At 46.3% G+C, this 19,724-nt stretch carries 23 protein-coding genes and 1 pseudogene; 4 read left to right on the top strand and 20 right to left on the bottom strand.

Features of this window, described 5'->3' with window-relative positions; genetic code table 11:
- Positions 1 to 48: 48 nt before the first annotated feature.
- A complete protein-coding gene (locus EYB58_RS00505) occupies positions 49 to 330 on the top strand; it encodes a TFIIB-type zinc ribbon-containing protein (protein WP_242637506.1) in 282 nt (93 codons plus the stop codon).
- A gap of 381 nt (positions 331 to 711) precedes the next feature.
- Here the strand turns inward: EYB58_RS00505 and pspC are convergent, their stop codons facing one another.
- From pspC to pspA, 3 genes are read right to left on the bottom strand one after another with little or no spacing between them, the layout of a single operon-like run.
- Entirely contained in the window at positions 712 to 1,155 is a 444-nt protein-coding gene (gene pspC, locus EYB58_RS00500; RefSeq protein ID WP_111959447.1) for an envelope stress response membrane protein PspC, read from the bottom strand.
- Positions 1,156 to 1,188: 33 nt separating this feature from the next.
- Positions 1,189 to 1,434, bottom strand: a complete 246-nt coding sequence (locus EYB58_RS00495) for a phage-shock protein (RefSeq protein ID WP_111959445.1) — start codon at positions 1,432 to 1,434, stop codon at positions 1,189 to 1,191.
- A 30-nt stretch (positions 1,435 to 1,464) separates the two neighbouring features.
- Complete coding sequence (gene pspA / locus EYB58_RS00490; protein ID WP_111959443.1) at positions 1,465 to 2,145, bottom strand: phage shock protein PspA; 681 nt, start codon at positions 2,143 to 2,145, stop codon at positions 1,465 to 1,467.
- 211 nt (positions 2,146 to 2,356) lie between these two features.
- Here pspA and pspF point away from each other — a divergent pair, with 211 nt between their 5' ends.
- Positions 2,357 to 3,472 carry a phage shock protein operon transcriptional activator gene (pspF, locus tag EYB58_RS00485; RefSeq protein ID WP_242637505.1) on the top strand — a complete coding sequence of 372 codons (1,116 nt, stop codon included), beginning with the start codon at positions 2,357 to 2,359 and terminating at the stop codon, positions 3,470 to 3,472.
- A gap of 158 nt (positions 3,473 to 3,630) precedes the next feature.
- On the opposite strand, the gene EYB58_RS00480 is transcribed toward pspF, so the two are convergent.
- From EYB58_RS00480 to EYB58_RS00455, 6 genes are all read right to left on the bottom strand, one after another.
- Positions 3,631 to 4,131 carry a hypothetical protein gene (locus EYB58_RS00480; RefSeq protein WP_111959441.1) on the bottom strand — a complete coding sequence of 167 codons (501 nt, stop codon included), beginning with the start codon at positions 4,129 to 4,131 and terminating at the stop codon, positions 3,631 to 3,633.
- 39 nt (positions 4,132 to 4,170) lie between these two features.
- Positions 4,171 to 4,833: a hypothetical protein gene (locus EYB58_RS00475; RefSeq protein WP_111959439.1), complete on the bottom strand. Its 663-nt coding sequence runs from the start codon at positions 4,831 to 4,833 to the stop codon at positions 4,171 to 4,173.
- A 15-nt stretch (positions 4,834 to 4,848) separates the two neighbouring features.
- Positions 4,849 to 5,415, bottom strand: a complete 567-nt coding sequence (locus EYB58_RS00470) for a type 2 periplasmic-binding domain-containing protein (protein WP_131071976.1) — start codon at positions 5,413 to 5,415, stop codon at positions 4,849 to 4,851.
- 60 nt (positions 5,416 to 5,475) lie between these two features.
- Positions 5,476 to 6,222 carry a methyl-accepting chemotaxis protein gene (locus EYB58_RS00465; RefSeq protein ID WP_163354542.1) on the bottom strand — a complete coding sequence of 249 codons (747 nt, stop codon included), beginning with the start codon at positions 6,220 to 6,222 and terminating at the stop codon, positions 5,476 to 5,478.
- A 101-nt stretch (positions 6,223 to 6,323) separates the two neighbouring features.
- Positions 6,324 to 7,124, bottom strand: coding sequence for a HAMP domain-containing protein (locus EYB58_RS00460; RefSeq protein WP_111959433.1), 801 nt, complete (start codon positions 7,122 to 7,124; stop codon positions 6,324 to 6,326).
- 304 nt (positions 7,125 to 7,428) lie between these two features.
- Entirely contained in the window at positions 7,429 to 7,650 is a 222-nt protein-coding gene (locus EYB58_RS00455) for a hypothetical protein (protein WP_111959431.1), read from the bottom strand.
- A gap of 361 nt (positions 7,651 to 8,011) precedes the next feature.
- Between EYB58_RS00455 and EYB58_RS24635 the strand changes: the two are divergent.
- Positions 8,012 to 9,384: pseudogene (locus EYB58_RS24635) on the top strand (IS4 family transposase).
- 199 nt (positions 9,385 to 9,583) lie between these two features.
- Here the strand turns inward: EYB58_RS24635 and EYB58_RS23700 are convergent.
- From EYB58_RS23700 to EYB58_RS00420, 8 genes are all read right to left on the bottom strand, one after another.
- The gene (locus EYB58_RS23700) at positions 9,584 to 10,111 is read right to left on the bottom strand and encodes a hypothetical protein (RefSeq protein ID WP_242637501.1); all 528 of its coding nucleotides are present in this window, start codon (positions 10,109 to 10,111) and stop codon (positions 9,584 to 9,586) included.
- The gene (locus EYB58_RS23695) at positions 10,069 to 10,401 is read right to left on the bottom strand and encodes a hypothetical protein (protein ID WP_242637500.1); all 333 of its coding nucleotides are present in this window, start codon (positions 10,399 to 10,401) and stop codon (positions 10,069 to 10,071) included. The genes EYB58_RS23700 and EYB58_RS23695 overlap by 43 nt, the downstream gene beginning before the upstream one ends.
- Complete coding sequence (locus tag EYB58_RS23690) at positions 10,398 to 11,015, bottom strand: hypothetical protein (protein ID WP_242637499.1); 618 nt, start codon at positions 11,013 to 11,015, stop codon at positions 10,398 to 10,400. Before EYB58_RS23690 ends, EYB58_RS23695 begins: the two co-directional genes overlap by 4 nt.
- Positions 11,016 to 11,447: 432 nt before the next feature.
- Positions 11,448 to 12,485 carry a hypothetical protein gene (locus EYB58_RS00440; RefSeq protein WP_111960386.1) on the bottom strand — a complete coding sequence of 346 codons (1,038 nt, stop codon included), beginning with the start codon at positions 12,483 to 12,485 and terminating at the stop codon, positions 11,448 to 11,450.
- Between the two features lie 8 nt (positions 12,486 to 12,493).
- Complete coding sequence (locus tag EYB58_RS00435; protein ID WP_111960388.1) at positions 12,494 to 13,180, bottom strand: ABC transporter ATP-binding protein; 687 nt, start codon at positions 13,178 to 13,180, stop codon at positions 12,494 to 12,496.
- A complete protein-coding gene (locus tag EYB58_RS00430) occupies positions 13,177 to 14,325 on the bottom strand; it encodes an ABC transporter permease (protein ID WP_111960390.1) in 1,149 nt (382 codons plus the stop codon). Before EYB58_RS00430 ends, EYB58_RS00435 begins: the two co-directional genes overlap by 4 nt.
- Positions 14,325 to 14,657, bottom strand: a complete 333-nt coding sequence (locus EYB58_RS00425) for a hypothetical protein (protein WP_111960392.1) — start codon at positions 14,655 to 14,657, stop codon at positions 14,325 to 14,327. The genes EYB58_RS00430 and EYB58_RS00425 overlap by 1 nt, the downstream gene beginning before the upstream one ends.
- Positions 14,658 to 15,218: a nitrous oxide reductase accessory protein NosL gene (locus tag EYB58_RS00420; protein WP_111960394.1), complete on the bottom strand. Its 561-nt coding sequence runs from the start codon at positions 15,216 to 15,218 to the stop codon at positions 14,658 to 14,660. It lies immediately after the preceding gene.
- Positions 15,219 to 15,374: 156 nt separating this feature from the next.
- On the opposite strand from EYB58_RS00420, the gene EYB58_RS00415 reads away from it, so the two are divergent.
- A complete protein-coding gene (locus EYB58_RS00415) occupies positions 15,375 to 16,064 on the top strand; it encodes a sulfite exporter TauE/SafE family protein (protein WP_111960396.1) in 690 nt (229 codons plus the stop codon).
- Here EYB58_RS00415 and EYB58_RS00410 read toward each other — a convergent pair whose 3' ends face one another.
- From EYB58_RS00410 to EYB58_RS00400, 3 genes are all read right to left on the bottom strand, one after another.
- Complete coding sequence (locus EYB58_RS00410; RefSeq protein WP_111960398.1) at positions 16,065 to 17,030, bottom strand: nitrous oxide reductase accessory protein NosL; 966 nt, start codon at positions 17,028 to 17,030, stop codon at positions 16,065 to 16,067. It abuts the gene before it with no gap.
- A 175-nt stretch (positions 17,031 to 17,205) separates the two neighbouring features.
- Entirely contained in the window at positions 17,206 to 18,225 is a 1,020-nt protein-coding gene (gene cydB / locus EYB58_RS00405; protein WP_111960400.1) for a cytochrome d ubiquinol oxidase subunit II, read from the bottom strand.
- Positions 18,218 to 19,624, bottom strand: a complete 1,407-nt coding sequence (locus EYB58_RS00400; protein ID WP_111960402.1) for a cytochrome ubiquinol oxidase subunit I — start codon at positions 19,622 to 19,624, stop codon at positions 18,218 to 18,220. The genes cydB and EYB58_RS00400 overlap by 8 nt, the downstream gene beginning before the upstream one ends.
- Positions 19,625 to 19,724: the final 100 nt, after the last annotated feature.

Below are 19,724 nucleotides of genomic sequence, written 5' to 3'. Positions count from 1 at the left end.
TTGATTACCGGATATGGTCATTATAATTTCCAGGCTAATTTTAAGTAAATGCTACGTTCAACCCCAATGGAGTCAATAAAGAAAAATTGGGAAAAATTGAAAAATTGGGGACAGACCACGATTTTCTATCGCCAAGGTATAGACATTGATTATTGTCCGGAATGCCGAAGCGTCTGGTTAGATCGTGGTGAACTGAATAAAAGAATCGAACGCTCCAGTGCGGCATCACCACAACAAAAATCTATGCATGATGAGAGCAGGTCAAAACAATATTCACAGGATTCACGAGATTATGAATACCATAAAAAGAAAAAGAAGGTGGTTTTTTAGGTGAGCTGTTTGACTTCTAATTCAAACACCAAAACCGATCGGGATAGGGGAGGAGCCTTGCGGTTCCTCCCTCCCACACCACGCAGCATAAGGGTCCGTACTGCGCGATTCAGCATAGGCCTTCGGATAGGCCCAGACAAGTCGGCTGATCCCCCCGATAGCGGGATTGATTCGCGAACAGGTAGTGTCAAATTGGGTAGAGTAGAGTACTGATTCGGCCTAAAATCAGGGAAATCGTGATTGACTCGTGGAATATCGGGCACAGTTTTGTAAACGATTAAATTTTTGATGCATAAAAAAACGCCTGCCCGTTGCCGGGCAGGCGAAAAAAAGGAAAAGAACAATACGTTTTATTGTTCCGCCCTTGACCTAACACTATTTTTACTTAAAATCAAATTCTTTTGATGTAACCGTATCTTCCATGCGCTGAATCCGACGGTCAATATTGTCAAATTTTTTTTTAATCCGCTGGATGGCCGAGGATCTTGATCGGGTATAGGACTGATAAAATTCTTCGTCACTTTCATTTTCCAGCGGAATGACAGGCGCAGGGTTCAGCAGAAGCCCTGCAACAAAATAAAGGACGCCGACGGGCCAGAATCCAGTGAATAAAAACAGGACAAGTACAACAACCCGGGTCCAGAATACTGAAAAATTGAAATGTTCTGCCAAGCCCCGGCAAACGCCGAAGATAATGCCTCGCCTGGAGCGGTAGAAGCCCTCGGATGCAGTCAGGCGGTCCATTCTCTGACGGAATCCGCCATATTTTGTCCCCCCCCCCATGCCTGCACCTGCACGGCGATAACGGTTTTTATGGTATCTCATTTTTTATCCTTTCAGGCGTGTTGAAAACAGCCGTTAACGGTTTTGGTGCCCACGTTCAATGAGGATGGTTTCAAGGGCTTCAATCCGCTCCTCCATTTTTGGCAGGGCATTGTATATGTCTTGGATCATTCTTGTCTCTTCGTCCCGGGAGTCTTTATCATTTTTTGAAAGCCCTCCGGTTCTGGCTGCCCGGATAATGGCGATGATGATTATTCCCAGAATAACCAAGGCAAGTATTGACCCGCCGACATTGATGATTGCAATGAATATGCTGCTCATATTCCTCCTTTGGAATTGTCAAAGTTAGGCTCAGGATTTTGTATCATTAATTGCGCCGGATTGGGAGGATTTCAATATATTGAGTTCATTTTCGATCTCCTCGTCAGCTGCGAGGTCATCAAAGGCAGTCTCAAGGCTGGATCGTCTGCCAAAATCAACTAGGTCGGCTTCGGCTTCCATACGTTCAATATGATTTTCCATTTCTTCGAATTTTTTGATTACTTCGGTGGAGTCTGCCCTGCGGATTTCCTGTCTGGCCCGTTTTTTATGCTGGGCACGGATATGCCTCTGGACCAGCATGCGCTGTTTTTCCCGGGCAGATTTCAGCTTGTTTTCAAGTTCCGTGATGTCGTTTTTGTACTGATCCACCATGGCTGAAAGGTCAACAAGTTCTGTTTCCACAGCGTCCAAACGCTGGCTGAATCTGCGTCTTTCCATCAGGGCCTGGCGGGCGAGATCATCACGTCCTTTGGTTACTGCCAGTTCTGCTTTTTCGTTCCAGAATGCCTCTTTTTCCCTGACATCCTGCCCTAAACGTTCCACTTTTTTATGATTGGCAATGGTGCCGGCACAGGATGATTTAAGCTCAATCAGGGTGTCTTCCATTTCCCGGATCATGAGCTTAATCATCTTTTCAGGATCTTCGGCCTTGTCTAACATGGCGTTGATGTTTGAAGATACAATGTCTCTGAAGCGTGTAAAAATACCCATTTTTATTCTCCTTTTATAAGTTATTTGACTTTTTCTACTCTCGGTTTTTGAATTTTATTAAAGCAGAAAATGTGCCACAAGGTGTTATTGTCATATTTACCTTGAGTTTCGGTTGGTTATATTTTTTTATAAAAAATTTTTGAGTGGTGATATTGGTCGTGATATAGTATAAATTACTAAAATTTGGTTAAATTAACTATTAACAGGGGGGGTGGGGTTGGCATATACCGATTCCATGGATAACAGTACCGGGTCTGTGAGTATGTCCGAGGCTCTGGGGCAGTCCGAGGCGTTTTTAAATTTTCAAGAGCAGATCTCCCGGGTAGCGCCCATTGACCGGCCTGTATTGATTTTAGGAGAGCGCGGCACGGGCAAGGAACTGGCTTCCGCGCGGCTGCATTTTTTATCCCGGCGTTGGCAAAAGCCTTTTGTTACGCTGAACTGCGCTGCCCTAACCGCTACCCTGATCGAATCCGAGCTTTTCGGATATGAAAAAGGTGCGTTTACCGGGGCCGGTACCCGCCGCATCGGGCGGTTTGAACAGGCCGACGGCGGTACCCTGTTTCTGGATGAAATCGGAAATATCCCCATGGAAGTCCAGGAAAAGATTCTTCGGGTGGTGGAATACGGCCGGTTTGAGCGGGTGGGGGCAGTTAAGCCTGTCCATACCGATGTTCGCATCGTGGGGGCTGCCAATGTGGATTTGGCACAAATGGCCCGGCTTGGCCATTTTAAACAGGATCTTTTGGACCGTCTCTCTTTTGAGGTGATTTATGTCCCCCCGTTGCGGGTGCGCAAAGGCGATGTCATGCTGCTTGCCAATCATTTTGCCGGACGCATGGCCTTTGAACTGGGATTTGATCAAGTGCCGGAATTTGGGAAAAAAGCGGTTCAGGACCTTGAATCCCATGCGTGGCCCGGTAATGTCCGGGAATTGAAAAATGTGGTGGAACGCGCTGTGTATAAAACAAACGGCCAGGTCATTACCCGAATTGGTTTTTCACCGTTTGTGTCACCATACGGACCTTTGCCCGGGCCTGGGCCCGGGACGCCATCAGTCGGACGAGCTGAAAGCCGGGCAGCTGATGTGTCTGCTGATAGAAAGTCAATCCGGGATACAGAAAAGGCACTGGACCCCGATGAATATGCTGTCCTGCCATTGGCGGAACTGGCTGGTTTGCCGCTGAAAAAGGCCGTGCTTGCCCTTGAACGCTTCCGCTTATCCCAGGCCCTGACCGAGGCTCGGTTTAACCAGAAACAGGCCGCAGCAAACCTTGGAATATCCTATGACCAATTCCGGGGCCTGAAAAAAAAGCATGGGATGTGATCCCCCTTACTAAAAATTATGAATGTATTTTTTAGAGTTAAATCGGATTGTTAAGATTAATCTTGTTTTAAAAGAAACCGGGTGGGTTCACTGGTCTTTTATGAAACCCGCCCGGTGTAACCGCACTGGATGGATAGAGTCCGGTATGATTTTATGGTCTAGAAGCTGAAGGTTACTTTGGCAACGCCATAGGTAAAATCTTCATCGGTACCCGCGTTATCATCGGCACGAATAACCCTTGCAGTTCCATCGACCATGTGGCCTTCTATTTTGAATATCATATACTCGTTGATGTCAAACCGAAGGGACAGGGCAAAATCCTTTTCCCAGGCATCGCTCCTGACAGCAAGGTCATCACCGTCCCTATCGTTTTTATCCGCGTAAAATACTGAATAATAGGCTCCAAGTGAGAATAGGTCCGTGAACCTGTAGGAGGCGGACAGATAATATCCTTCGCTGGTAGTGGAGAGCTCCGGCAAGGTCACGCTAGAGTTGCTCACGATAGAATCGGTTTCATAACGCTGGTATTCGGCGGCGACTACAAGATTTTCCCAGGTATATTCAATACTGGCGGTATAAAAGGTATTTTCTGATTCAGTATTTCCCGAAAAACTAAATCCAAAATAAGCGTCCATAGGGGTGTCAACGGTACTTTGCAAAGCGGAAAGGCCTATGATGAGTCCTTCCAGGGGGGTGTTTCAGCGCAGGGCCCCTGAATAGGTGATGTCCGAGTCTGAGTCACCAGTAACGACAGTACCGAAATCATCGGTGCGGTGCTCGAAATATTTTTCAAATCCGCTGTCATTGTCAATGTTGACCTGACCTGCAATGGCCTGGTATTCCAAGCTTCCTACAGAGGATAAATCAATAGTTCCGTACAGGCTGACGCCGTTGGCAGCAATAACCGTATCCCGGAGTAGGTCGGGATAAATGGACTGGGGAATGACAATATTGGTTCTGAGCATGTCAATATCACGGGTTTCATTATAAAGGCCCAAAGGGAGTTTTATCCGGCCGGCCCGGAACCCCAGCCAGTCCTTGAATCGATAATCACCATAGGCCCAGTCAATGGTGACCTTGTTATTTCCGGCATCCCCAATATCCCTTGAAAAGAGTTGGATGCCCAGACGGAGCTGCTCGGTCAATTCTTTTGAAAAATTGATTCCCACTTCATTATACTCAAAACTGCCGTCTGTGGAATTGTGGGCTAGGTAATTATATTCATCACTTATGATAAATCCCTGGGATATAAACCCATGTATATCCACGCCTCCCAGTTCCACTGCAAATGAGCTGGTGGTAATCAGGCAGGTGCCTGCTAAAATAATTGCTGCAGCAATTCCGATAATTTTTTTTTTCATTTTATATACATCTCCTTATTGTTCACTTAATATTTTTGCATCGGCCGTGTCTGTTTCGGCGGAAACATATCCGATTACCCCGGTTTTCCCAGTCACATAGGCCAACAGTTCGTTTTCAGAACCAAAACTTGTGGGGTTTTTTCCCTTACCTGTAAACACCTGTTTTTTCCAGTAGGTTTTAAACTGGGATGCGCTCTTTTTGACGTAGGATTTAAGGAAATTTTCGTGGACGTCACCGGACTTAAGCACTACAAATTCAACTGGATTTCCATCGGGCCAGGATTTGGTTTTACCTAGGAAAATTTTTTTTACATCGGCCTGGTCAATGGAATCCACAGGCGTACTTGAACTGGTAATGACCTTTACACCGCCGGCCCGGGCTGGGGACGCTGCTAACATGGGGATCATCATGAGCAGCGCCATGGTGATGAGGATCAACCATTCACGTTTTTTTTCATTCTTTGCTCTCCTTTTTTTGCATGATTTTAGTTTTAGTTGTAGTGGGCTGCCCGTTTTTTCTGCTGTATCATGCCTGGGCAGAAAGGGATAAAAAAGGCAGTTTTGACATCCCGGATTATTCACCCAAGGAATCCGGGAAAAATTATTTTTAATTTTATATCTTCGGGTCTTAAAGGTTGGATTCTAAATTTTAAACCGACTGACAATCCCATTAAGCACATCAGCTATTTTCTTTAAATCCTGGGCATTAAGGTTTACCTTTTCGGAATTGCCTGAAATTTCGGTTCCAGATTGATTCACCTCGTGGATAATATTGTTAATCTCAGCAGCAGAGGTGGAATTCTGGTTTACGTTTTCATTGACTTCTTGGATGCCCTGGGATGCCTGGGCAATGTTGTCTGCAATGTTCCGGGTGGTTTCGGATTGTTCCCCCACGGCCAGAGCAATAGTGTCTATATTTTCATTGATAGTAGCGATCACCTGTGTAATCTGGTCGATTTCAGAACCGGTAGAATCTGTGGTCTGCTGGATTTCGAGAACCTGGCTCTTGATATCTGCGCTGGATTTAGCGGTCTGCAGGGCCAGCTCTTTTATTTCGTTGGCCACGACGGCAAATCCCTTGCCTGCACTACCGGCCCGGGCAGCCTCAATGGTGGCATTCAGGGCTAGAAGATTTATCTGCTCAGAGATATCGGTGATCGCCTCTGTGACTATGCCGATGGCTTTGACAGAGGAGGCCAGTTCCTTCATTTTGTTTGAGGCATTCTGAGTCTGGCTAACAGCTGTATTGGAAATGGTTTTGACCTGGTCTGTATTTTTGGCGATATTGTTAATGGTGGCGTTCATCTCTTCTGCAGCAGATGCCACCATTGTAGTGTTGGCACTGGTTTCTTCCATGGCAGCAGCCATTGAGTTAAGGTTTTCGCTCATTTCTTGGACTGCGGAGGAGGCTGTATTGGATTTGTTCGAAAGCCCCTGGGATTCTTCGGTCATATGGGCGGAAAGGTTGACCAGGGTATCTGAGGCCGTATTCAGGACGGTGGCATTCTTTGCAAATTCAGTGATGATGGACTGGAGGTTCTCAATAAAGGTGTTGAACCATTGGCGACATCACCCATTTCGTCTTTATTTTTGATATCAAGACGTTTGGTCAGATCCCCTTCAATGTTCTGGAGCATGGTAACGGTGTTTTTGATTGGGCCGATCACCGCCCGGGTGATGATTAACCAGGCACTGACCACGGATACGATAACCACGGCAAGAAACAACCAGATGTTCATCATCCTCTGGTCTTTTGATGATTCGCCGATATGGGTTAGATTGTCCTTGAGGGCTTGTGTCAGTTCGGTTTTGTACTGGGTGAGTTGTTTCTGAATCACCTGGGTTTGGGCCGCTAACGCACCCATTTTTTCAGCATCCATTTCAGCTTCTTCCCGGCTGACAGCACCATAATAGGACTGGGCCGTATGGGTAAATGCTGCCAGTTCTTTGATGGTCTGCTGCATATCTGTTTTAAGGGGTTCGCTGATGTCGGGCATTTCAATTACGGATTCAAGGCTGGCACGGACTTCATCCGCTTTTTCTCGGGTCATGGCGAAAATGGATTCTTCCCCCATGAGGATGGCATCATTATAGCCTTTTATCTGTTTTTCAAAGGAGTTCAAGGCTGTGTTGCTGTGCATAGTTGCCGGAAAAAGTGCATCAGAGGCCACGATTAGTTTATTTTCTATTTTTAACCCCAGGTAAAACCCGGCGACCATGGATATAAGATACCCTATGATCAGGATGCCCAGGCTGAACCATATTTTTTTGGCAATGCTCGACGATTTCATTAATTTTTACTCCTGATAGAGGTTTAAACCTTAAATTATTACAATAATTATGTTGTGCTATATACTATTAATTCTATACATTTCAGAAAGAGAACTTAGCGCGCTTACGCGCGGGTTTTTACGCGATGATCCAGTTTTTCGTCAAGTCGCATATACAATCTTGTAGTCGGTTCTATTCGCACCAACGGCCGATCTGCTCAGCTCTACCTTGTTAGTGCCCTATATATTCCAATGAGAAGGATTCGCTGTATTTGTAACGCTTAATTTTTTTATTCGTATCTTCTTTCAGTTGGTAATAAGTTCATTAAAGGAGAATAACACCAACGTGAGACACATCAAAAAATGTGGAAAATTTAATAGTTTCAGAAGATTCGCCCTTACCACCAAAAGTGATAACGTCACCAGGTTTCATTCTTGATATAGCTTCCGTGTACAACATTTGGGTAACCGCCATTGTTCCTTTTCTTTTTTTATGTTGCTGGAAAATAATTTTTTTTTCAAAATCAGCAGCGCCGGAGGCGAGCAAAGAAATTGTAACTTCATGGCCAGCACCGATGCATTGCGTTGATAATATCTTCTTCGACTCTGGGTGTATTGGGTAAATACATTGGACCAGAATATCACATTGGGTTTGATCAGGTCATAAACCGGAAAAAATTCCGTTTTCTTAGGGGGGGGGCTGTGGGCTGTGCAGCCTTGAGCCTTGCAGACTGCACCAGCAATGCCGCAAACACAGATTATAATGAACTCAACTTTCGGTGATTAAAAATGATAGTGAATAAAAACACAACAAACTGATTTTATTATTTAAATTGACGAATTTCACTTTATATGATACGCTTTGTTTACCACTAAACAAACATTTCATACAAAGGAAATTCGCCAAAATGAATACTACCCTTACCAACGTAGAAAATCAAATGACAAATTCAGAACAAATCGGCGTACTCAATGATTATTTTACAAAATTCAAAATTGGTAAGTTATTGAATCAATCAGGAATCGTTAAAACCAAAGGAGCCTCACCGCTTGCCATTTTCACAGCCCTATTTAACTTGGCATTTCACAACAAGAATTTATACCAGGGCATTGTGAAAAATAAAAAGTTGAGGTCGATAAGGACGCCGCTTACAATTTTTGAACTCTCCAACATATAACTGGCGGCGGTTTACCCTTCAGCTCTGCCGCCGAATTTATTTTATCATCAGAAAGCTCCTTGATGATTCTTCTGAAGAAGTTCTTATCTTCGACGATTCTACCTATAGCAGAAACCGTTCTAAAAAGTCGAGCTTTTATCCCGGGTGTTTGATCATACAGATATGAAGTACATCAAAGGATTCCGGATGCTGACTCTTGGCTGGTCTGACGGTAACAGTTTTCTTGGACTTGATTTTGCCCTTTTATCATCTGTAGACAAAAAGAATCGATACAATGAAATAAATCCTGATATTGATAAAAGGACCTGCGGATATCATCGCCGCCAGGAAGCGGTTACAAAACCACAGCCCATCTCGTACCGATGGTAAAAAGAGCCCTTGATATGGGTGTCCGGGCTAAGTATATTTTAATGGACAGTTGGTTTTCGATGCCGTCAGCAATCGCAAATTTGCGGGAATACATACACGTCATATGCATGCTGAAAGATCATCCAAAATGGCTTTATGAATATCAAGGCAAAAAGCTTAGGCTGTCCGAACTCTATGGAAAATTGAAGAAAAAACGAGGAAGAGCAAAAGTCAAAGCCCAAGCTATTGTTACTCTTTCCAACGGCAAGCAGGCAAAAATCATTTTTGTTCCCTGTGATAAAAAACGTGGCTGGCTTGCACTCCTGTCGACAGATTTGGCCCTTCCTAATGAAGAAATCATTCGTCTGTACGGCAAACGTTGGGATATAGAGGTCTTTTTCAAAATGTGCAAACAGCACTTAAAATTGGTGAAGGAAATACAAATTCGAAATTACGATGGCCTTGTGGGCCATACATCTCTGGTTATTGCCAGGTATAATATTCTCAGCCTTTATCAGCGGCAATGTATGGATCAGAGATCATTCGGGGAGCTCTTCAGGGCCTGTAACGATGAGATGACCAATTTGTCTTTTATGGTTTCTTTGGAGCGGATCATGCGTTTAGCTTTGGTAAATATTCGGCAATTATTTAATTTTACCGAGCGTATGGTTCAAGTGATGCTTGATCAGGTAATGGGCCAAGCTCTCAAGTATTTCGGTTTTTCAAGTAGGCCTGAGGAATTATTGGGGGTGTAAATTTACTCCTCCGAAAGTTGAGTAATGAAGGTGAATATAGATAAACAGACCAATTGTCCTGGGAAATGAGCCATATTAATTCCCAAAAATAGAAAAAACAAATTGAAGAATATATTTAGGAAATAGTATAATCATATCACTCGATGATCCAGTTTTTAAAAATTGACATGAGACCTCGCTGGCAGTTATTATCCCCATGCTAACAGAATGCTTTGTATTTTAATGATGGGGCGGATTGATAATTCCCCCAAGAATTTAGATTCATGTGCTTTTGAGAATCGTTTGCCTTTACAAAATGCTCTTTTAAAAATACCGAGATCTGCTTGAAATGGGATTCTGGGTCATCACTATGAATGATTTGTTCGACAAAGGATAAGATGCAGTCAACTTTGACGGTGTCACATAGGCTGCCAACAGTTCTTGCGTGCAGTTTGTTATTTATCGAGGCCACCTGGTCAGGATGAAGCAGGAGACAATGATCAACCAACAGACTCAGGGTCAAACTTCTGTAAGACCCGTCTTCATCAGGTTGTTTGGTCAAATTTCCCCAGCCTTCATTCGTCTTATGGTCTTGAATAAAAACCTCTACTAACCATCTGAGTGTAAATGCGTCTATGATATCAGGATATCGCCAGGTCAGATCCGAAGCGGCAAGATACCGATAGTCCTTTTCTCCAATGTATTTTATTGCAATGACAAATCTTTTTTTTTTCTTATGAGCACACACATGTATTCTGGCACTTTTAATGAGTACAACAACCTCTTTACCTCCACGTACATGTATGGTCTTTTGAATTGGTTGAATATTTTTAAAATATGTTTCAACTGATTTTTATCGCTCTTGAGTAAAATATTTTGATTGTACCTTATTTGGCTGATAACTTGGGCGTTTCCTGCAATTTTAGACGCTTCATCCATGAACTCAGCATTCCCATATAAGGCATCTGCAACAATCGCTTCTATTTTTATTTCCGGGTGTTTCTCTACAAATATTTTTAAAAGAGCCTTGGCAATCATTGGAATGGTAGGATATTCTTCTGAGCGCACCGGTTTTTTTGGGCGTTCTGATTTTGGTACGCCAGCCTTTTTAATCTTTTATCCTCCTTGGTCCATTCGCTGATTTTTGGATCAGGAATATGAAAGGCGTAGCCAATTGGAAAGCTGAGTTTTGGTGTTATCAACACCAAAAATACTAAGCCTTGCCCCATGCAAAAACCACCCGTTGATTTGTCTTTTATTTTGTGGACTCCAAAAATTTTTGTTGTGCATTTACTACGCTTTTTATCGGAATCATCAATACTGACAACACCTTTGGTAATGCCATATACTTTGAAAATAATTTTAAGGCTGAGATGAAACAGATGCTCCCAAGCAATTTTAGAATGGCGAAACATCCAGGAAAGAGCTGTAGTTTTATACAATCCCACACTGATACGTGAAAAAGCAGCCCAATTGATGCTGCTGGTCAAGATGATTCCAGTGATGCAGAAACCCAGCCAGAATTTTTGTGATTTGCTTAAGGTCATTCCTGGGGATGACTGTGTTAATTCAGTATTCAGTGAATCAGTATACTTTTCAACAAACGGCAACAGCTTATTTATTAACACATCCGCCTCATTCCTTATTTTCATAAATGAGGTGTTATACTGCAATTGAACTATTGTATTCAAATAACATTTATTTTACTCTGCTCATTGAAGGCTGGCCAACCGATGAGTGAGATATCAGTTTGGAAAATTGGTATTATAGCATCGACTTGACCAGCCTTTGCATTTTTCAATACTGATTACCTGTTCTTCCCTCAAAAAAACTGGATCATCGAGTATCAGAATCTGATTTTAAAGAATTTTATTTCCGGGTAGAGGCGTCGGGCAACCGATGCCTCTACCCGGAAGGATATTTTTCATATATTGAAACAACCTGATTCATGGCCGGACTTGTTCAATAATCGGATGGAATCGTGGTTTGTTCCTTACACGATTTATCCTTATTCGTTTAAGTTTTGGTTGTTCCTTGTATTCTGAGCGGGCATAGTATGGATCTACATGCCAGCCGTAGGTGCTTCATCCAGACATCCATACACCATAGCGCAGCCGCCAGATAATGGCCGGCAGAACGGCTATAATCAGAAAAAGAAGTTGTGCTATGGCGATTTTTTTTGCTGCCTGGCGGCCAAGATTCACTGCGATCCGGTAAATGCCGGTGTCGTGTTTCACTAAAATAGGAAGTATGAAGAGTGTAACCCCCTCCATTCCTATAAGGGTCATTCCGCCATAAAGCGGATAACCAACCATATGATGTTCGGGAAGGAACAGGCACCATGGGCAATGGTGGTGAAGCACTTCATAGTGATAGGCTGACAGAACATTGACCAGTATCAGTGCTGCCACCGGCAGCCACAGCCAGGTGATGACGGCCAGTGCGGGTCTTTCCCAGGGACGGTCAATCCTTGAAACGCTTAAGGCCACTGACACAATTAAAAGCAGTATGTTAAGCACAATGAAAGCAATGAGCCACACATGATCCCCCAGGCCAAAAATACTGGTTGCCTGTTCTATGGTTGAAAATTGATCGTAAACAACGGCACAGCAGTCGACCGGCTGGTTCGGCCTGATCCCTGCAAAAGAGTCATAGGTTTGTTTTAATGTTAATACAGCCACCACGGGAATGGTCAGGAACAGGCGGGCGGATATTTGGGTTAACGGCATCTCAGCAAGCATGCGATTGAGTTTGTCCAGTTCATACCATAGCTTCATCAACATTATTAAGAGACCGTTATACAACAGCAATCGGGTGCTGCCATCGGCGGACATTGCCTGACACACGCCGGTACCGCACATTGCGCCGGGAATATCCTCATGAAAGATATTGGCAATACCGAAAACAAGGAGCACCCCTGAAAATAAGGATAACCCGAAAGCGGCCCTTCCCAATATGGAGGCGCCTTCGGCCTTAGTTTCCAGTGACAATTGCCGATGGTCGGCGACAAGCGGATCCCAGTTCAGTGCCGTGTTCAACCATGCGGGGCAGGCCGCAAGCAACAGAAGCAGTGCCATAAATTGTGATGATATGACGGCCAGCAACAGGGGGTGCCAAAACATGATACGCCTCAGGAACTCAATGGGTTCAGTACACCGTTTTTCAGCCGGTAGCAAAGGTGGTTTTCCGGGAGTGTCTCCAGGTTTAAACCATGGGCGGCAACGATCACAACCGCATTTTGACAGGCATGATGATGCAGCAGATTCATCATCTGTTTGCTGCTTTCGGCATCCAGGTGAGCAAAAGGTTCGTCCGCAAAGATAAAACCCGGCTGGTTTACGATTGCCCTGGCAATGGTTGTTTTCTGGCGTTCCCCCCCTGAAAGGGATTTGGCTAAACTGCCTGCATGGTGCAACATCCCGACTTGTTTAAGTGCCTCCATGCTTTGGTTTCGGCATGTGGCCAGGGAGCGCCCCAGGGGAATCAAGGGCAGCATGACATTTTCCAGCACCGTTAGGTCATGGAGAAGATGGTCGTGTTGAAAAACAATGCCCGCTTGCCGCCGCCATCGCTCCCTGTGGGGTCCGGTCCACCGGGAAACCTTCTCATCGTTTACAATCACCTCCCCCGATGTTGGCCGGGAGAGCCCTGCCAGGATATTGAGCAGGGTGGTTTTGCCGGCACCAACAGGGCCGGTGATAATGTTTATTTTGCCTGCCTGAAAACTGACATTGATCTTGTCCAGTACGCGGCGATTTTTTTTGTTGCCCATGGGGAAAACAACACTCACATCGTGGCATGTAATTTCCGAACTCATCGACTACCTGCATCGTTGATCATATCATGAACATCCGAGGTTGCGCCCTTTAATGCCGGTAAAAAAGCCGACGCAATCATTGGCACCAGCATCAACCCTGCCATTTCCAGCACAACGGTTGCAGCTCCCGTTATTTCAAGGTAAAGGGAGGGGGGCAGAGTTTTCCAGCCAAGGAAAAAATCAGCGGCCCAACCTGCGCCGGGTCCGTATACCAGAACAAAGGACAGGCAGATGCCCACAACGGCCGAAGGCAGGCAGACAGATAATTCCCGATACAGTTGAAATCGGATAATATCACCTGTGGTCCAGCCTATTGCTTTCATGACACCAAGATCCGATTGCCGTCCCATTGATTTTCGGGTGTTTACCGCAACCAGAAGACACAACGCCAGCACAGCAGGAATCACTGCAATGGCGACAAGCGTTCTGCCGCGATTCAAATGGCCTGCACAAAGCCCTTGGCTCTGTAATCTTGTGACACATTCCACCGGCCAGGAAAACGACGCGGTCAGGTCTGATAAAATGGCGTCCTGCTCATTTTCATGGAAAACGTCAATGGCCAGGTCACAGGCATAGCCTTGGGGAAGGCCGATCAGCTGTCGGGCATCCTCAGGATTCATCAGTACCAGGTCGTGGGTAAACATGCTTGTTTTTTCAGGTAACCGATCAATGACCTGATAGTTCCGGCTGATTTCGCCTTTTAATTCCAGGGTGTCGGTAGATGGGCCGGTGGAAACGCCAAACCCGATGATCACCTGACCGGGCTCCGGCAGGCGGGTCAAGCTGTCGGCAAGGGCTTTGGGTATTTTGTTTTCTAATATCCCTACGATGGTCAATGGGCCATTCGGGCCATTGACCACGCCCCAGATTCTGGGCCTTACAGAAACGACCCCGATAACGTTTTCCGCAGCCAGGACCGACGCCTGAACCGGCAAGGGACAAAAGCCTGTGGCATCAAAGCGTCTCAGGATAATGGCGGGTGTCGCTTTTAATAAGGTGTTGAGCGTATCATGCAGGGCCCGTGGAAATAGCAGCAGGGTCCCCAATATTGCAACCGTCAATGTCAATGTGATGCCAAGGAGAAGGGACTCAAAAGGCCGCCGCAAAAGATCCCTGAAAGCCCAGATCTGCATGGTATTAAACATCAGTCTTTTAATGGCATCTCTCCTCTTTCCGGTTTGAGGCTGCCGACCATTATGCTTTCCAGGGAAAAATCCATCAATGGCAAATATGGACTGTGACGCCGGTCAATTGCCGGACCTGAATAACCGCTATTTCGTAATACATGGCCTGATGGAAGAACGGCAGGGGTATGGAGTGCTAAATAGGTGATCCACATCCGGGTTGTTTGCCGGGAGTCGCGATGGGTATGGATAGTGAGTATGGTCATAACAGCAAGCGCAATAAAGCTTACCAGGGTTATCACCATCAGGCCATATCTGGATGTGTCCAATCGATCGCAGGGTTCGCGCTTCATTTATTCTGCTATTTTTTTGCCTGTCATTTCATACCACCTGTCATCAGTCAGCTCCTTGAGAAGAACCTGGGTTTTACCGCCATGCCGTCTTTTGAAAACCGTCAGGTAACGTTCATCCAAAAGAGGTACGAGGGCCGGCCCCATGGGGCCAATGACATCAGAACCATATACAAGTACTGCGTCACGGGCGTCAATCTGCTGTCCAGAAAAGTATTCTCTAACGATGGGTCGTTCAAGCATATCCCTGGCCGTGCCCAGGTATATTTCAGGGTGCATCCAAGAACGAACCATACAACCGGTCGTGCAAAAATAATAAGTGGTTGCATTTTTTAACTGGATGGCACAATTAAATTTTGGATACTGAATTACAGTCATTCCGCAAACCGGACAACGATCCCCGGGACTTATCTGCATTTGTCTATTTTCGTCTAAGGGCTTGAGGCCGCTCTGGGGGTGTTTTCCGTCGAAAGCCTCAGCTCCCGCTATAGGCAGCAATACCAGCGCAAATGTGAGTAAAAGTGCTATGGTACCCATTATTTTTTTAATGAAGCGCTTTAACAAATTTCCTCCTTTTTTATCCGGTGCAAAGCTTTTTCGAATTATTTTTATTTTTTAAGCAGACGCTTCCTTGGTTGACGCACTACCCATCCCTCGGTACTATACTCAAAAGTGATAAGCAACCCAAATCAATTCATGCCCCACGAATGGAACCCTTGAATGATGCAAGCATCCTCCCTGTTGTCCTTATTTTTGCTGGGCCTTTCCGGAACAGGACATTGCCTCGGCATGTGTGGTCCGCTTATCCTTGCATTTCCCGGTAAATCAGGAAAATTCGATTCCCATCTATGTTACCACGCCGGTCGGATTATAACCTACACGGGCATTGGTGTCCTTATGGGAAGTCTTGGCCTGGCACTGGCAAAACTTGCCTCGGTTACAGGTCTCGACTACCTGGCAACCCTGGCCCGCATACAATTGGTTTTTTCTTTGCTGGCAGGCATCTTTCTGGTTCTCTTTGGCCTTGGCCAGCTGGGCATCCTGGGGCAGTCTGAATGGCTCATGATATCGAATCCCCAGATAATACCGGGTTACCGCTTTATTGTACGTTCAGCCTTTCAAAGATCCGATCGCTGGTTAATGGTTATTACCGGAATGTTTATGGGCTTCATTCCTTGCGGCCTGTCTTTTGCTGCCTTTTCAAGGGCATTGGCTGCCAGTCGGCCAATGGAGGGCGGATTGTTTCTGCTTGCATTTGGTCTGGGAACACTGCCGGGACTGCTGCTTCTGGGTACGGGAGCCTCTGTCATCGCCCGCCGTTACCGGCGGCACTTTGATCTTTTTTCCGGCATGCTCATGATCGGCATGGCCGCATCTCTTCTTCTGGATGGGATTGCAGCCCTTTTTTGATCATTCAGTTGTTTTGAAGACCTTAAGAGGATACCGCCACTCCGGCACAATTTTTTCAACGCTGACCCCACCATAGCCGACGGCAGTGCCGCCGTTCTCGGCAGCAAATGCTGATGCTTCAGCAATTGAGTTAAAGGGAAACGCCTCATACCCCATGGGGCCGAATACCTTTGACGATCCGATCACATAAAATGCGGTTCGGCCACTGGTCCACATGCCGGAATTGCGATCCACCACCCAAATTAAAAAAGGTTCCACCGGCGTATCCACATATAGGGACTGCTTTCCCATAAAGGCGAATAAACATTGGGTCGAGCAGAAGTGAAACGTTTTCCCACTCTTTATTTGTATCTGACATTTGCCATAGGGGTAGCGGGCCGGAAACATATTGCAGACCGGACATCTGTCTGTCTCGGACGGTTCAACGATCTTGCCCTTTTTAAGCTGCCGGGCCTTGACCATCGTGTTTTCTTTTAAGACGCTGGATTTAGCCGCAGCAAGCGCGCCCGGGAAATCAACGATTTCACCACCGCAGTGCTCAGCAAATTCAGCGGCCTTGGTCTTGTCATCAAACACGATTTTGGAAACCGGACTCATGGTGCCTGCCGCAGCCGACCCCAGAACGACAAACGCTTTGTCTGCAGGTATCATCTTCCCGGGATTGTGATACACCGCGAGCATAATATCGGTTGGATTCCGGCCTGTTTTTATAATCCAGTCGGCCAGACAATGAAAAGAGCAGACCTGTTCTACCCCCTGAAGAGGCTTAAACCTGATCCAGGTTCGCGCCCACATTGGTCGAACCATGCCGCAAACCGGACATTGTCCTTGGAACTGAGTTTGCGGCGGCATCAAGGGATGCAGTACATTACAATCCATTGCTTTGGCAGCAGGAAGAAATAAAGACAGGGATAAAGGCGTTAAAGACAGGGTTTTTAAAAATTGGCGGCGTTTGAAGGATCTCATTTCATTTCTTTTCAAAAGAATTCATAATGATCAATTAATTTTTAAACAGGCGCTAAAGAGTTCTCAAGTCATTTATCCCAGCCGGACAATCCAGCGGGCAATCGCGGCAATCAGGGCAAAGGACAGCAGTCCACCGCACCAGAGCGCTGCAAACCAGAGCCATTGTTTGAGGCTTTTAGTAGGAGGTTTCATGGGAACTCTTACCCCGGAATATCCAGTAACAATAACCGGTATAGGCAAGCACAACCGGCAACATGATCACTGCTCCTATCAGCAGGAGGGACTGTGATTCCGGTGCGGCCGCGGCATGGCGAAAGGTCACCCGGTAGGGCACCAGCCAAGGCCAGGTACTGACGCCGATGCCAATGTAATTCATCAGAAAAATCCCCTGAATCAGGAAAAAGGGCCGGTATTCATTTTTGTTGCGAAGGTCCTTCCACAGCATCCAAAACATGACCATGCAAGAGACCGGCATGATGCTGAGATAAATGAAATTGAGCGGATTGAACCACAACTCTCGGATTCTCGTATCCATGATCGGCATGCAAAGGCTTACCAGTCCCATGAAAAGGGCCACATGCCAGAACAGATATCCGGTGCATTTGCGCGCCCACTGCTGGGTCACATCTTCGGTTTTCATAATCAGCCAGGCAGCACCCAGTAGGGCATAACCGGCCACTAAGGCAACCCCGGTCATGACACTGAAAGCATTGAGCCAGTCAAATGGTCCGCCGCTGAACGTTCTTCCGGTGACGCTGATTCCCTGGACAAAAGCGCCCAGCATCATTCCCTGGGTGAGTGTGGCAACCAGGGAGCCCAAATGGAAAACATAGCCCCAGCGTTTTTTGGATCGGTCGTGGGCCTTGAACCTGAATTCAAAGGAAACCCCCCTTAAAATCAGACCCAGGAGCATCAAGATGACGGGAATGTAGAACGCCGGCATTAAAATGGCGTAGGCAAGGGGAAAGGCCGCAAAAAGTCCGCCGCCGCCCATCACAAGCCAGGTTTCATTCCCATCCCAGAACGGGGCAATGGATCCCATCATGCGGTCCTGACATTTTTCAGACGGTGCAAAGGGAAACAGGATGCCGAGACCCAGATCAAATCCATCCAGCAGAACATATAAAAAAATGGCAGTACCAATCAATGCATACCAGATAAGGGGCAGATCAATAAACCCTTCAAAACTAAACATGGTCTTCTCCTTTTGCCGTTACAACATCTGAAACAAGGGGTGGGGCTTCAATACCATGGCCGCCGTATGGGGTTTCCGTTTCGGGAACCGGTCCTTTTTGGACAAGGCGGAAGATATAATAAATGCCGGCACCAAATACTAAACCATAAATGATGATAAAGGCTATCAGCGAAAGACTGATATGAATACCTGCCACCGGGGATATGGATTCAGACGTCAAAAGAGAGTTAAAAACGATATACGGCTGGCGGCCTATTTCCGTTACAAACCATCCTGAAAGAACCGCAATAAAACCGGCCGGCGTCATCAACATACACCAGCGGTGAAACCACGGGGAGTCAAACAGGCGTTTTTTCCAATACAGAAAAAGGGCTATAACCCCGGTTAGAATCATCATCATACCCACACCCACCATGATCCGGAAGGACCAGAAAACAGGCGCAACCGGTGGTCGGCGGTCTTTGGGCCATTCTTTCAAGCCTCTGACCTCTCCGTCCAGGTGATGGGTGAGAATAAGACTGGACACTTTAGGGATTTCAACGGCAAACCGGGTGGTTTCCCTCTCTTCATCCGGCCAGCCGAACAATACCAGCGGCGCACCTTCCTGGGTTTCCCACAGGCCTTCCATGGCGGCTACCTTGACCGGCTGCTCCTTGAACGTGTTCAGGCCGTGAAGGTCTCCGAACAGGAGCTGGAGCGGCGCAACAAATACCGCCATGAGCATCGCCATGCCGAACATGACCTTTGCCTGGTTAGTGAATTTTTTGCGATACAGATAAAAGGCGCCCACCCCGCTCACGGCAAAGGCCGTTGTCAAGTATGCCGCAGTCACCATATGGATCATGCGATAGGGAAAGGATGAATTAAAAATAATGGCCAGCCAGTTGAGGGGATAGTAAAGGCCGTCATCGCCTATAAAGAATCCCTGGGGGGTCTGCATCCAGGAATTGGCTGACAAGATCCAGAAAGCGGAAACCAGGGTTCCTGAGGCCACAATTACTGTGGCGGAAAAATGCATTTTGGGGCTGACGCGGTTCCATCCAAACAGCATGATTCCCAGAAAAGAGGCTTCCAGGAAAAAGGCGGTCAGTACTTCAAACCCCAGAAGCGGGCCTATGATATTGCCGGCTTTATCGGCAAAGACGGACCAGTTTGTACCGAACTGGTAGGAAAGAACTATACCGGAGACAACGCCCATGCCGAAGGTCACGGCAAATATCTTTACCCACATCCGGTAGACATCCCTGTATGTCTCATCACCGGTTTTAAGCCATCGCCATTCCACCACCGCCAGCCAGCTTGCCAGGCCTATGGTAAAAGCCGGAAACAAGATGTGAAACGATATGGTAAAGGCAAACTGAAGTCTTGCAAGTAGGGCGGGGTCCAAGTGAAGTGTCATGACATTTTCCTTTGCTTGACCGAATTAACTGACGATTTTTTTTAAAACAATACAATTTGAATTTAGTTCTGTCAAACGCTTCCTTGTTTTCTTGGTCGTT

Origin of the sequence: Desulfobacter hydrogenophilus, assembly GCF_004319545.1 — a bacterium.
GTDB lineage: Bacteria > Desulfobacterota > Desulfobacteria > Desulfobacterales > Desulfobacteraceae > Desulfobacter > Desulfobacter hydrogenophilus.
The sequence above is the reverse complement of the archived record's forward strand: the minus strand, read 5'-3'. Positions and strand labels throughout refer to the sequence as shown.

What these genes read in the sequence shown, in the direction of transcription:
- EYB58_RS00460 (WP_111959433.1), bottom strand. Translation starts at nt 7,124, where the DNA reads ATGAAATCGTCGAGCATTGCCAAAAAAATATGGTTCAGCCTGGGCATC.
- EYB58_RS00430 (WP_111960390.1), bottom strand. Translation starts at nt 14,325, where the DNA reads ATGTTTAATACCATGCAGATCTGGGCTTTCAGGGATCTTTTGCGGCGG.
- EYB58_RS00415 (WP_111960396.1), top strand. Translation starts at nt 15,375, where the DNA reads ATGATGCAAGCATCCTCCCTGTTGTCCTTATTTTTGCTGGGCCTTTCC.
- EYB58_RS00425 (WP_111960392.1), bottom strand. Translation starts at nt 14,657, where the DNA reads ATGAAGCGCGAACCCTGCGATCGATTGGACACATCCAGATATGGCCTG.
- pspC (WP_111959447.1), bottom strand. Translation starts at nt 1,155, where the DNA reads ATGAGATACCATAAAAACCGTTATCGCCGTGCAGGTGCAGGCATGGGG.
- EYB58_RS23695 (WP_242637500.1), bottom strand. Translation starts at nt 10,401, where the DNA reads ATGATTGCCAAGGCTCTTTTAAAAATATTTGTAGAGAAACACCCGGAA.
- EYB58_RS00475 (WP_111959439.1), bottom strand. Translation starts at nt 4,833, where the DNA reads ATGAAAAAAAAAATTATCGGAATTGCTGCAGCAATTATTTTAGCAGGC.
- EYB58_RS00400 (WP_111960402.1), bottom strand. Translation starts at nt 19,624, where the DNA reads ATGACACTTCACTTGGACCCCGCCCTACTTGCAAGACTTCAGTTTGCC.
- EYB58_RS00435 (WP_111960388.1), bottom strand. Translation starts at nt 13,180, where the DNA reads ATGAGTTCGGAAATTACATGCCACGATGTGAGTGTTGTTTTCCCCATG.
- EYB58_RS00495 (WP_111959445.1), bottom strand. Translation starts at nt 1,434, where the DNA reads ATGAGCAGCATATTCATTGCAATCATCAATGTCGGCGGGTCAATACTT.
- EYB58_RS23690 (WP_242637499.1), bottom strand. Translation starts at nt 11,015, where the DNA reads ATGAAAATAAGGAATGAGGCGGATGTGTTAATAAATAAGCTGTTGCCG.
- pspA (WP_111959443.1), bottom strand. Translation starts at nt 2,145, where the DNA reads ATGGGTATTTTTACACGCTTCAGAGACATTGTATCTTCAAACATCAAC.
- EYB58_RS00465 (WP_163354542.1), bottom strand. Translation starts at nt 6,222, where the DNA reads ATGAGCGAAAACCTTAACTCAATGGCTGCTGCCATGGAAGAAACCAGT.
- EYB58_RS00410 (WP_111960398.1), bottom strand. Translation starts at nt 17,030, where the DNA reads ATGAGATCCTTCAAACGCCGCCAATTTTTAAAAACCCTGTCTTTAACG.
- EYB58_RS00505 (WP_242637506.1), top strand. Translation starts at nt 49, where the DNA reads ATGCTACGTTCAACCCCAATGGAGTCAATAAAGAAAAATTGGGAAAAA.
- cydB (WP_111960400.1), bottom strand. Translation starts at nt 18,225, where the DNA reads ATGTTTAGTTTTGAAGGGTTTATTGATCTGCCCCTTATCTGGTATGCA.
- EYB58_RS00440 (WP_111960386.1), bottom strand. Translation starts at nt 12,485, where the DNA reads ATGTTTTGGCACCCCCTGTTGCTGGCCGTCATATCATCACAATTTATG.